The 12,916-nt window shown below is 69.0% G+C and carries 7 protein-coding genes; 1 reads left to right on the forward strand and 6 read right to left on the reverse strand.

The window, feature by feature from the left end; genetic code table 11:
- Window positions 1-218 precede the first annotated feature (218 nt).
- Both D6B71_RS22115 and D6B71_RS22120 read right to left on the reverse strand, forming a co-directional pair.
- Entirely contained in the window at window positions 219-884 is a 666-nt protein-coding gene (locus D6B71_RS22115) for a hypothetical protein (protein ID WP_121258974.1), read from the reverse strand.
- Window positions 885-1,197: 313 nt separating this feature from the next.
- A complete protein-coding gene (locus tag D6B71_RS22120; protein ID WP_121258975.1) occupies window positions 1,198-2,490 on the reverse strand; it encodes an AlbA family DNA-binding domain-containing protein in 1,293 nt (430 codons plus the stop codon).
- Between the two features lie 205 nt (window positions 2,491-2,695).
- On the opposite strand from D6B71_RS22120, the gene D6B71_RS22125 reads away from it, so the two are divergent.
- The gene (locus D6B71_RS22125; protein WP_121258976.1) at window positions 2,696-4,024 is read left to right on the forward strand and encodes a DUF6884 domain-containing protein; all 1,329 of its coding nucleotides are present in this window, start codon (window positions 2,696-2,698) and stop codon (window positions 4,022-4,024) included.
- Between the two features lie 26 nt (window positions 4,025-4,050).
- Here the strand turns inward: D6B71_RS22125 and D6B71_RS22130 are convergent, their stop codons facing one another.
- The 4 genes from D6B71_RS22130 to D6B71_RS22145 are packed head-to-tail and all read right to left on the reverse strand — an operon-like array spanning window position 4,051 to window position 12,359.
- Entirely contained in the window at window positions 4,051-5,355 is a 1,305-nt protein-coding gene (locus D6B71_RS22130) for a hypothetical protein (protein WP_121258977.1), read from the reverse strand.
- On the reverse strand, window positions 5,352-6,563 hold the full coding sequence (locus D6B71_RS22135; RefSeq protein WP_121258978.1) for an McrC family protein: 1,212 nt from the start codon (window positions 6,561-6,563) through the stop codon (window positions 5,352-5,354). The genes D6B71_RS22130 and D6B71_RS22135 overlap by 4 nt, the downstream gene beginning before the upstream one ends.
- Window positions 6,547-9,240, reverse strand: a complete 2,694-nt coding sequence (locus D6B71_RS22140; protein WP_121258979.1) for an McrB family protein — start codon at window positions 9,238-9,240, stop codon at window positions 6,547-6,549. Before D6B71_RS22140 ends, D6B71_RS22135 begins: the two co-directional genes overlap by 17 nt.
- On the reverse strand, window positions 9,237-12,359 hold the full coding sequence (locus D6B71_RS22145) for an Eco57I restriction-modification methylase domain-containing protein (protein ID WP_206051920.1): 3,123 nt from the start codon (window positions 12,357-12,359) through the stop codon (window positions 9,237-9,239). Before D6B71_RS22145 ends, D6B71_RS22140 begins: the two co-directional genes overlap by 4 nt.
- Window positions 12,360-12,916 lie beyond the last annotated feature (557 nt).

A 12,916-nucleotide genomic window follows, 5' to 3' on the forward strand; every position in this document is an offset into this window, starting at 1 on the left:
CTTCCAGCGGCACCCCTCGGCACCACAGATCAGATGTCACCGATCCGTGCAGCAGTCCCTCTGCTGCACGATTCGGTGTCAGCTTGACCTGCCCCAATTCCGCCGCCAATGGCCGCTCCGCTGGTCGTAGAACGGCTCTCAACGCGGCCGCTTGCAGGAGCTCAACCGCTGGGCTGGTGCTACCCGTCGGAGGCTTATTGGCTGTCGTAGGGGTCCTGTTATAGGAGGCGCACTAGTTCGGTCACGTTTTGCGTCCACCAATCCTCGACCCATTCCTTGTCGATCGGCCACCCCAGGTCGTCCGCGTGCTCGAGGAGCCAGAAGTGAAGCTCAAGTACCGAGAAGATCACATGGCCAACAAGGACGTAGGCGTGACGGGTGAATCGAGGGAACACCGGATAGGCGTCCCCGTGGTCCTCACCAAACGGGGTGCCGAGTAAATCACCCTCGCGCGTGTCGCTGCCGTGCGCGATGGCCGAGTAGGACCCGTACAGCCGGTTGAGGTTCGTTTGCAGCCTCCCAACGTTCGGTGTCTTACGCAGCAAGGCAGCCAAGTCCGGCGTCGCTCGCACCTCGTGGAGCCTGGCAAGCACCTCCATCTGACGGCGGAAAAGGACGCCGCCCTCGAGCAGTTCACCGCTTCGCGCGAAGTGAGTGACGTGGAAGTGGCCCCGGACAAAGGTCACCAGGAGGTAGTGAAGGTAGCGCTCAGTCTCGTTTTCCACCATCGTGTTGCCGGAGAGGCTGTAGATCAGGTGTGCCACATACTCGTCCGTCGCGGAGAGACGTGCGGCATACGCGGGATCCGTCTCTTCGAACTCCTTGGTGGCTGCCAGGCGAAATCCGGTGAGGTTGATCAGGTACCTGCTTGCGTTGCTGTTCACCGGCCCAGTCTCGTGGTCAGATCGCTCGGGCGGTGCGTCTAACCGCCGCCTGCCAGCGCGTGCTCGAAACGCGCACTCTCATGTCGATGAGTGCGCATCTGGAAGGCCGCGAGTACGCGTACAGCCACCCTGGCGGCGGGCTTACCCGGGGGTGGCTGTGCGTTGCTGCTCGACGGCCCGTCAGCCTTCTCCCGACGGTGGCTACCGGCGGTCGGGTTGATGATCTGGCCGCGGATGTTGTCGCGGCGCCCAGCCTCGGGTCCTCAGTTCAGGAACTTCCATCTCACGTTGTGCGGCTGGGGGGCGACGGAACCTAGAGGCCGATCCGCTCGGAGCCCAGGTCAGGGATGGGGTCTTCGAGCAGAGGCCTGATCGAGGGCGCGTTCTCGAACCCGACACTCCGCAGGAACCTGCCCACGAGACGTTCGGTGACCGCCCCCGGCGACTGCTGTACCTCGACCCTGGACGCCTCGGTGTAACGGCGGTACTCCGGCTGATCAGTGCCGAACCTCCCGATCGTTGAGAGGTTGATCCGAGCGGACCCGGATGCCGGTTTCCCGGCGATGTTCGTCGCGGCCACACCGAACATCCACGGCCCCAGGTACCCGGTGAGGTCAGAGACGTAGGACGCCATGGAGACCGTTCGACGCACCAGGTCAGGAAGGATGTCCTCGAACACGACTTGGCCACGGCCCTCGATGCCGTCGCCGAGGCGAGTAGTCAACACCCGGATAGCGCCGTCCTCGGTCACCTCGAGCTCGACGACATCCTCGATCGACGGCTGACCCGCACCCCACACCATGGGTTCCCGGGCGGACGAGAGACCGTACGTCAACGCGGCCCCGTCCGAGCGGCGCGAGAACTCGCTCACCGACCGCAGCGACGGGCGGTACTGGGACTCCTTGGCAAGCAACGTGCCCACCGTGTGGGCGCCCTGGTCGAGCAGTTGGTGGAGCAGCTGCTGCCAGCGACCGTCCGGGCGAACGTTGAGGAGCATCTCCGGCCGCGGGCGCACGGGGGCCGCTAGGACGAACCCGTGCGCCTGAGCGCTTACCTCCGGCGGGATCGGGTCGCGGGCGACGTACGCGTCGACGAGCTTCGCGATCTCGCCCTGCGTGTGCGCCCGAGCTTGGTGAAGTCGAAGAACCTCCGGGTCACTGAGCTGCGTCTTCGTCTTGTCGCCTCGTCCCATGTACCGGCCATCGACCATGTGGGGAGCCGTACCGGTCGCCGGCACCTCGATCAGCAGGTAGCCGTAGCCCGGCTGGTTTGTGGTCGGTATCGCCGTACAGGTCACCGGGATGGGCGGGTCCGGAATGGACCGGGCAACCTGCTCGACCCGCTCTGGGAGCCCCGTCAGCTGGACCGGGGCGAGCTCGGGTGGGCCGTCCTCGCTTTCAGCAACACCAACCAGCAGCACGCCACCGTCGACCGCGAACGACGCCAGGTCACGCGCCAGCTCACGGTTCTTCCCCGACCCGCTCGGAATCGACTCTTTGGGGTCAAAGTAGTGACTCTCGACCAGCAGCCCAGAATGGGCGGCATCGGCCAGCGCCGCTTCGTCACGGGGGACCCAGCGCGGAACATCGGGCGTCAGGTAGACCATGCCAACATCATGACCGGCGTCGCCGACACACGGGGGCGCTCTCGCAACTCTCCTGGCAGCTCACCTCCGAGCGCACTGAGGGACGGGCCGCGGCAGTTCGCCTGCATGGCAGCGGACCGCCACCGGTTGGCCCGGGTGGTCAGCCCGGCGTCGTGGTGATCGGCTGGCCGCTCACCGGAAGTCATCACCGGGCTACCTTGAGCCCATGGCAGCTGACTGGTCGGCCTTGGCGGGCTACCTTCGCGGGAGCGCCGATACGGTCACGCTCACCTGGCCCGAGCTGGAAGACATCGTCGGCGGCATGCCGGCCTCGGCCCTGGACCACCCGGCGTGGTGGAGCGGCGACCGGCCCCACACCCGCGCATGGAAGTCAGCTGGGTTCACAGTCACCTCGAAGCGACCGGGTGTCTCGGTCACCTTCCGCAGGATCCGAACCGATGAGAGCCGCACCGACCCGCCGGTGGCCGACCCCACTGACCCGATCGAAGGTGCCACCAAGAAGGTCGCGACAGGCGACCTGACCGGGCGCCTGCTGCTCATCGCCTGTGGCAAGGCGAAGGCGTCTCAGCCCAGCGCAGCGAAGGACTTGTACGTCTCGCCCCGTTTCCGCAAGGCGCGCTCCCACGCGGAGCGATCCGGGGTCCCGTGGTTCATCCTCTCGGCCGAGCACGGCCTGGTCAGCCCCGACGAATGGCTGGCTCCCTATGAGCGCTACCTGCCCACCACTCCGCGCGACTACCGCATCGCGTGGGGCGAATGGGTCGCAGCTCGGTTGGACCTCCTCGCGGGGCCGCTGACCGGCCGGATCGTCGAGGTTCACGCCTGCGAGGCCTACCTCGAACCCCTGACCGCTCCCCTGACCCGCCGCGGCGCACGCATCGAACGACCACTGCAAGGCCTGACATCGGGACGGTGGCAGACCTGGTACGACGCCCAGGCCACCAGCGACAGTGAGACGACGACGCACGACGGCGGAGCCTTCGTCGGCGACCCCCAGGCGTGGATCGCCTGCCTCGGAGAGGAGGCGAACTCGGTTCTCCCCGCCGACCTCCCCTCGACGGCGCGGGAAGTGATGGACGGGCCGGGCCTGTACAGCTGGTTCGTCGATGGTCCGGGTGCCGACGACCTCAGTCGGGGCCTGCAGGTCGAGATCTCACCGGGTCTGGTCTACGTCGGCCAGACCGGCGCCACCAAGTGGCCGTCGGGCAAGCCCAGTGAGGGCAGATTGGTCAACCGGATCCGGCGCCAACACCTGGCCGGGCGGCGCAGCAGTTCGACGCTGCGTCGCACCCTGGGTGCGATCCTGGACGCTGCGATGCAACACCCCGTCTCCCGGGAGGAGCTGACCGCCTGGATGTTCGCGCACCTGCGGGTCGTCACGGCCATCACTCCGGACGCAGCCTCGCTCGGCGATCTGGAGCGACAGGTCGTCCAGGCACTGAACCCACCTCTGAACCTAGACCACGTCGGCCCCTCTCCAGCTCGCGCACACCTGAAGCGGCTCCGGGCCGCCACCGATGACACGATCCCCTGACCACTCGAGACGCTGCTGCCGTGTCATCAGTACCCAGCGTCGTCGGCATCGCCTTCCGCTCGACCTCGACCAGACCTCAGCCGGCCAGGCAACGCCTGCACAGATCGCCGCGCACCGCCGGCACCCTCCCGGACGCGCCCCAGGGCGACGCCTCCCCCGCGGCGGACCACACCCACGCCCTCGGACCCGCTCTCGATCGCCCGGGCGCGCACCTCACCGGCTGCGGCGGACCAACGGCGCAGCTCCACCGCCTCAGCGTTCGACTCGAGTCCGATCAGGCCGTGGAAGTCGAGGATCGAGACGCTGACCGTCTCGCCGGCACGCACCGCCTTCGGCGACGCGGCCGGGTGCAGCAGGACCTTCTCGTTGGCGATGTCCGCCGCGGTGGCGATCCGCTCCAGCAACCGCGAGGTGGCCACACCGATGTCCGTGAGCCGCTTGGCCCGGGCCGCCTCCAGCCCGCGCCGGTGGTCGTCGACCTCATGGGGGGACGCGCCGAGCACCCGGTCGAGCTCGAGGACGTCGAGCCCTTCCTGCAGCTGGAAGGTGCGTGCCAGCACCGCCAGCCACTCCTGGGTCGTCGCGGCGGCGGCCGAGGTGGCGTCCGCGATGTCGGACACTCTCCCAGCGGACTCGAGCTTGCCCGCCAACCCGTCCAGCTGTGCCAAGGCGTAGCCCTGGACCTCGGCGAGGGTGGTAGTCAGGTTCTGCACCTTCGACCACGTGACCTCGTCGACCTTGCCGCGGGCTCGGCTGACCGTCATCGCTTCGTCGATCGCCATCCCGGCACCAGTCAGCCGCGAGACCACCGAGTCCTTCTGCGCCCGCAGGACGTCGTCGAGCTTCGCGTCGATGCGCTCCAGGTAGTCAGTGATCTCGTCCATCGTCTGTTGCATGGCGAGCTGGGCCATGATGCCAGCCGCGCCGGCGAGCATCGTCGGGTTGGTGAGCGCCGCCCCGGGGCCGCGGACGAACTCGACGAAACCCTTGACCTGGCCCTTGTCACCCTTGAGCACCCCGGTCTTCAGGCCGCTCTTCGAGCTCTCCCTGAGCCCGTACTTCTTCATCGCCTTGGCCGACTCCTCGCTGAGCTTCACCCAGCGGCCCGAGTTCGCGGCGACCGCCGAGCCCGCCTGCGCCGCGGCCGAGCCCGTCGACAGCAGTCCGCGGAGGCGACCCACGCCCAGCCCCCTCGACGACGGCCCCGCCGCCACCAGACCCTCCGAGGCAAGGAACTGCTCGACAGCGCCGGGCGCCCCGAACACAGCCAAGCCGTGATCGTCGGCCACCAGCTGGATCTCGGTGCCGACCTCCGTCTCGTCGTCGCTCACGCGGTCTCCACCATCCTCAGCGCTTGGTCGCCCCCTACCGGTCCGAGTCTCTCTGCCAGCACCAACACCTCCGCGCGCAGGTCCTCTGGCGACGCGGTGAGGTCGATCCGGTGGACGGAGATGGCGGCGTCGGTGCCTCTTACCTCGTACGGCGGCGGGGCGGTCCCACCGTCGCCGTAGATCAGGTGTCCCGTGGTGAGGCCGAGGCACGCGCAGTAGGTGACAAGCTGGTAGATGTCGGCGTTCGAGACCTTGCCGGCCTCGTCGAGCACCTTGTACTTGGTGTCCGCGACGCCGGTCCACCCGGTGCCGTCGTCGCGCACCAGGTCGGGTCGGATGACGAGGGTCTCCCCCCGGTCGAGGGGCAGCGTGACCTGCGCCGACCAGGCCGGGTCAACGTCGGCCAGGAGTCGCGCCACGAGCCGCTCGAACAGGTGCGCCATGTTCACCCGGAACCCGTGAACCACGGTCTCCCCCGCCGTGCTCTCCACGCTCACGTGCCGCAAGGTCAGCTCGGCCAGCCCCAGCAGCGCGTGCAGCCTCGCGTTCAACCGCGTCGGCTGCCACGCCGGCAGCACCGCACCCGGCACCAGGCGCTGGGCCTCGACCAGCATCCGGTCCAGTCGCCGCAGACCAGTTTCCACCCCGGGGGTCAGGCCGGGCAGGGCGAGCAGCGCCAACGCTGCGGAGCGGATCAGTTGGTTCTCGGCGGTGTCGACGGTCCACTCGTCCACGGTGACCTCCAGCGGGCTCAGCTGGCCGAACCGTCGCAGGTACTGGTCCCGCAGTCGCAGCCGTCCCCGCAGCACCGGCAGGGTCTGGTCCTCCGTCCGGTAGCCCCGCAGTGGGCCCGCCGCGAGCGCGTGCTCGGCCTCCAGTACGAACATCCGAGCCAGAACGGCGGACAGGTCAGCGTCGTCCGCCACCCCAACCTTCTCGTCGTCGACCGCCAGATCCGCTGCACCGTCCGCCATGGCCAGCAGCCGCAGCACCTGAACCGCGCCGATCTTCGGCGCCACCCGCACAACGAGGTCGCCGCGCGCCACCGAGCCGACCCAGTACTCGGCCGTGACCCGCCAGCCCAGTTCGTCCGGGATGGCCTTCACCAGCTGCGAGGTGTTCAGCGCTGTGGCCTCGGCGGTGGTGAGGTCGACCGGATACAGCGCCTGTCCCTCCGACAGCCGCTCCAGGTCACTCCGCGTCGGCACCGGCCTCAGCCACCGAAGTGTCAGCGGAACCACTCAGGCCGAGGTCGCGCACCCACGCGGGGAACGGGTACCAATCGTCGACCTGCTGGTGCTTGCCGTAGTGGTGCTCGACCAGCATCGGACGCAGCTCGCGCCGCCACAGCCGGTCCAGTGCCGCCGGTGTCTCGACGTTGTCTCGCATGAAGTAGGACGGCCCGAACGCCAGCGCCGACTCCAGGCCACGCTTGGCCATCTCGGCGTTGAGGCGATCGCGCAGATCTGCCAGCGCGGTGGGCCGGCCGGTGGCCTCGCACCAGCCGTGCAGCATCCCGGCCAGTGCTGGCTCGCCCGAGTCCATCGAGAGGAACACGAACCGGCGCCGCATCGCCGCGTCGAGTAGGGCGATCGACCGGTCGGCGGTGTTCATGGTGCCGATGATGAACAGGTTCGGCGGCAGCGCGAAGCGCTCCCCCGCGCTGTACAGCAGCTCGACCTCGGCGCCGCGATACTCCAGCAGGAAGTACAGCTCGCCGAAGACCTTCGCGATGTTGGCCCGGTTGATCTCGTCGATCACCAGCACGAACGGCTTGCCCGGCGCGTTGCGCGCCTCGTCCGCGATCCGCTTGAGCGGCCCGGGTGTCACCGTCAGCGACGCCCCGCCCGCATCGGAGGTCGCCACCGGCCGGAACCCCTCCACGAAGTCCTCGTAGGAGTACGTCGGGTGGAACTGCACCAGCGCCGACTGGGCCTCCGTGAGCCCGCACGCATCGAGGAGCGCCTGCACCAGGAAGGTCTTGCCTGTTCCGGGGGGCCCTTCCAGCACCACCTGCCGCCGCTCGTTGAGGCTGACCATCAGCTCGGAGACCCACGACGAGTCCGCGTGGTGCAGCCGGGTAGCCAACGCCGCCTCGTCACACGCCAGGACAGCGCCCTCGGCCGTGGCGGGGGCATCTTCGGTCTCGCTGGGCTCGACCACCTCGGGCGATTCGAGGCCGCCGAGATCGGCCAGGTCTTCAGGGCGCTCCGCTTCCTCCTCTTCCGGCCGCAGGTCGGCCAGCGCCCCGGCGAGGTCGGTGAGGTCGAGCACGTCCTCGCCCTTGAACCGCACGCGCGTACGGATGCTGCCCGGGAGCAACTTCACCTCGGGCGCGAGATCTGGATACCAGGCCACTGCCCGGGTCAGGAGTGTCATACCGCCGATCGACTGCAGCCGTGCCGGCTCGTCTTGCACGACGCCGAGCCGCAGGGCGCCGCCGTCGACGGTGGCGACGAGGTCGCCGTCGGACATGCCGAGCGCGAAGGAGAGCACGTCGCGCTTCTTCGCTTCGCGCTTCACCACCTGGAGGTCGCCGTAGTGCTCGTCGACCAGGTCGCTCAGCGACTTCTGGGTCGGCTCCTTGGGCAGTTGGGTCAGCTTGCCGACCGTGATCGACACGATCCCCTGCCGCATCCACGTGGGCACGCGGTTCTGCTGGTCGACCTCGCCGCGGACCAGCCAGGCGCGAGCGCCGTCGGCGGTGCTCCATGCCTGCAGCAGGGGCGCCTGGTCGTAGCGCACTGCCGCCCCGCCGGCCTCGGCCTGGAGGCGCAGGGTGATGGTTTTGAGGTCCTTCTCGACGTCGTCGGTCAACGCGTCGGCATCCGTGGCGAGCGCGGTGACGATCGCGGCGCGGTCCGCCGGCCGCAGCATGGTCGTGAAGGACTCCGGGTGGACGACGACGCACAGGAGCGCCGCGACACGTGGGTCGACGCTCGGTGCTGCCACGGCGAGGTCACGGAATGCCCACGGGTCCTCCCAGACGGCCTCACGGACGTCCGAGGGCTGCTCGTGCCAGTCCACCAGCAGATTCGCGCAGGACGACAGCATTGCCCACGGCGTGGCGATGAGCGCCTGCCTGGCGTGGACGAAGCCCTGCTCCAGGTGCGCGGACAGCTCCCACGGCAGGCCCGGTGGCAGGTCAGTGGTTCGCAGCAGAGATCCACGGATCCGGCTCCGCTTGGTCGAGCCGACCATGTCGCTGAGCGGCCCCACCAGCAGCACCCACATCTCGGCCGCCAGCACGCGCGCCTTGTCCAGGGCAAGACCGTGCATGGTCGCGTCGGGGTTCGGCTCCGCCGACAGGAAGTCCCGCAGCGCGACCGCCGCGTCGGCTCCCCAGGCGTCGAGACCCGGCGACAGGGCGGAGTCACCGCGCCGCCAGGCCTCGAGCACGGGCGCGGTGGCGCGGCAGGCATGAACGACGCCGCTGCCACCGTGAGTGATCGCCGTCGAAGGGAGGTCAGCAGGAGCCAGTGGGGCCTTTCGCAGTGCGTCCCACTTGTAGTACAGGTCGACCGAGGCCTGGAAGAAGTCCTGCGGGTCGGGGTGCTCGGCGAGTGCGGCCCGTCCCTCGGCAGTGGCGCGGAACCCGTCGCGGGTGGCGTGCAGCCATCCGGCGTGCTCGATGTTGGTGGTGAGGTTCCAACCGAGGTTCGTCCAGGCCCGGACGGCGCCGCTGTTGGTGAGGCTCTGATCCCACGTCGTGAGCGGTTCACGGGCGACGCAGGCGTCCTGCAGCTCTGCCTGGGATGCCGGCTCGGGCATCCGGACGAGCTCCTCCATCGCGTGCCGAATGCGGCGCACCGTGCGGTCCGGCCAGTCCGGGTCAGGGCCGTCGGTCGTGGGCCGGGCACTCGGGGCATTGGGGTTCTCGGTCATGCGGACCTCTCAGTGCGGGCCGGGGTCGGACGCTCAGGATGGCGGGGACCGTCGCCGGGCGGCGGGTTGAGCGGGGAGACGAACGGGACGCCGCTGGCTTCCGCGTTGGCGAGCGCGTCGTAGGCGGCCAGGACGAGTCGCTTGGTGCGGTACTCCCCCAGGTCGCGTTCCTCGACCTTGGCGACTACGAAGAAGGAGTCCAGCACGTGCTCGGCCTCGGTGCGAGAGAGGTCGTAGACGTGAAGCATGGCGGCGTCGAGCTCTGCGACGAGCTGGGCGCGGCGCTCGGGCAGCCAGCGGAACGGGCCACCGACGCGCGAACCAACGGGGACGGTGAGGACATCGCGGGCGTAGCCGGCCATCCGGTGACTGGTGTAGGTCAGCTCCAGCACGCGGGGGCGCACGAACTCCGCCAGGGTGCCCTCCCCCCACGGCACGGCCTCGGAGAAGGCCGCGGGGGTTGGGCAAGGGAGCTGTTTGACGATGAAGTAGGCCATCCCCGTCCCGCTGAGCTTCTGTCGAGAGACGTAGTCGAACGCCATCGACGACCAGACCGCCTGCAGCAAGGGCGCATGGGTCGGGTCCATCGGGAAGGCAAGAGGGAACTTGTGCCCCACCGCTGAAAGCGGTAGCGCGCTGGGGACGAAGGTGCGGGAGTCGCTGGCGCGGGCGATGTCGCGCCAGCCGAGTAACCAGTCTCGGTCCCACCACTCCGGCACTGCATCGAGGACGGCGTCCTCGTCAACCCAGTAGCGGGCGAGCACGTCTGCGCCGGGGTCGTCGAGGCGTTCATGAGTCAGGCGCGGCAGTGATCCGACGTTGAGCTGGGCCTGGGTGGCGTTCTCGTACGTCGCGAGGCGGTTGTTCCAGTGGCGCAGCATCTTGGCCTCGTACAGGGGCAGCAGCGATCGCTCCGACGTCTCCCAGGCCCATCCGTCGTAGCTTGCGCCCGCGTTGGCACAGTCGTCGGCTGTCATGAACAGACCGCTGTCGTTTGCCATATCGAACAGCCGTACGAAGGTCAGGTTCCAGGGGTTGGCGCCGCCGTCGCGGATGAGAACCGGGTGCTTCCTGTAGCAGTTCAGAGTGATGTCAGCGTCCGCTCTGGACCGGAAGACGGGCAGGGTTCCGGTGTTGGGGTTGAGCAACAGCACCTCGGAGGCTGCGAGGCGGAACCGGCCCCTTGGGACATCCGCGACATGCCGGATCACGAAGGCCAGCTGGACATCGGATACGCGCTCGCCACCCGTCATGCTCGAGATCGCGAAGCGCACCCGGTGGTCCACTCCGCCGAAGATCTTCGCTTCGTTCTCGAAGTCGTAGAACGCCGCGAGCCGGGCGCTCGTCAGCGCGTCCGCGAAGAAGGCGGCAGTGGTCGCATCCGTCGCGAGGCCGGTGGGTGTGATGATGCCGCTGCGCCCGTTGGGCGCGAGGGCGCCGCGGAAGTGCTCGGCGAAAACCTGGTAGGTGTTGACGTCGCCGACCCCAGTCAAGGGGTAGCGGCCGCTCGTCCGCAGGAACTGGCTCTCGGCTTCGGAGCGGCGCTTGGCGTCGTTGAACTCGATGAACAGGGCGTGTCGCTCGCTGTTCTCTAGAGCGGCGATCGCCTTCTTGCGGGCTGCGGCGTTCGTGGCCCCGGCGATCTCTTCGGCACGGGTCGCGAAGAACTCCTGCTCCTGCAACTTCACCCGTTCCCACGGCGGGTTTCCCAGGCTGGCCGAGAAGCCGCCGGTCCAGCCATAGGTGTTGCCGACCGGACCCTCGTCAGGGATGCGGAAGACCTCGGGGAACTCCAGGTGCCAGTGGAAGAGCCGGTGCCGGGCGGCGATGGCGCGGACGGCATCGAGGATGGTCTCGTCGGCGGTGCCGGCCGCGATGTCGTCCACGACGGCAGTGGTGATCGGGACCGAGGTTGCGGTCTTCTCGCCGAGGAACGCGGCGCACCAGGCATCGGCGGCCAGCCGGTGGCGCTGGGTCTGGGAGTCGTCGTCAAGGGTGGCGTATCGCTGGGCGGCGAAGGTGACCTCGTCCAGGGTTGCGGCACTCCGGAGGGCCTGGTCGACCTCGGTGGTGACGGCGCGGGCGCGGGTGGGGTCGAGGTCGGCGGTGTCGCCGCTGAACAGGTCGTCACCGCCGCGGTTGACGCGCTCGGCCTTGTTGGCCTTCCGCCACCTCGTGACGACGTCCTTGTCGTCGCCGGTGAGCGCGGTGAAGGCGGCGTCGGGGACGCCATCGCGCAGCAGGGCGGGATTGGCGCCCAGCAGGGCGTTGCCGACCTTGATGTGGTGGTCGAGGAACGACAGCGGCTTGCCGGGGGTCATGGCGGTGAGCCAAAGGCTGACCTTCGCGAGGTCAGCGGCCATCGGGTTGAGGTCGACGCCGTAGAGGCAGCTGCCGACCACGTCGTGCAGGGCGTCGGAGTAGTCGGTGGGGGTGGGGTCGAGCTCGCCGGTGCGTGCCACCGCCAGCCGCAGCGCGATCCGGCGGGCCGCGGCGACCAGGAAGTGCGCCGATCCAACAGCGGGGTCGCAGACCTTGAGCGCGAGCAGCGCCTCGGCCCGTTCCTCGGGTGTCCGCGTGCGCTTCTCGACGTCGTCGAGCACCGGGTCGAGCGCGGTGTCGAGGACGAGCTCGACCAGCTCGGAGGGGGTGTAGTAGCTGCCGGAGGTCTTGCGGTCGTTGCCGGCCAGGGTCTCCAGCGAGAAGGCGTGGCTGACCGGGTCGTAGCGAGGCACGAGCTCGAGCAGCGACTCGTACACGGAGCCGAGCTCCTCGGCGCCGAGGTGGGCGAAGTCGACCATCCGCTGCGGTTCACCCTTGGGTTGCACCACCGACAGCGATCGGACCGCTGATAGCAGGGCGGTGTTGGGGAGCCGACAACCGGTGAGGACGTCGGTGGCGGTGGTGCCGAAGAGGCCGCCGAGGCCGGGCAGTCCGAGGCGGGGCTCTCCGCCGGACCGACCGAGAGCGTCGATGACGAGGGTGGCGGCCTGCCACAGGTCGTCGTGGCCGCTGCCGTGACGCCTCAGCGCCAGGTCACGCAGGCGGGCGGAGGAGAAGTAGTCCTGGTAGCGCGCCCGCTGGTCGGGGGGTGGTATCTGGGGCCAGCAGCGCGCCACGGTCTTCGGCCACGGCCCAGAACAACAGCCGATACACGGTCCGTAGGAGGGCGGCGTGGACGTCGGAGAGCCGAACGGCGCCGTCCGCGAGTGACTGGCGCAGCTCGTTGTTCGCGGGGTGCTGAAGGAACCCCTGCGATGCGGCCACGAGCGTCAGCCGCCTCTCGGGCGAGGACTGCGATTTCGGGATGGTTGGGACGCACGAACGAAGCAAGCAGCGAGCGGCTGAGGACGGCGCTCCTGCCGTCTTGGTCATTCACGACGCGCGTGAGCCAGCTGAGCTCCGCGACGATGTCTGCGACGTCGGGGCGGTCCTCATCCTCCTGCACCAATGCAACAAGTTCGTTGTAGCGCGCGATCATGCGCGCGCGCTGTTCGGAGCGCCGAGGATCGCCATCCCAAAACCACAGATCACGGGGCTGGATGTCGAGCTCTTCGTCGTACCTGGACAGCACGCGTCCGGTTTCCGCGTCCTCAAGAGTGATCACGCACTCGGCAGGGGTCAAGTCCCGGGGCGTGGTGTACGAGGTTGATCCTTCGGTTGGGCGTGTCGGTCA

Source organism: Nocardioides ferulae, assembly GCF_003660455.1.
GTDB lineage: Bacteria > Actinomycetota > Actinomycetes > Propionibacteriales > Nocardioidaceae > Nocardioides > Nocardioides ferulae.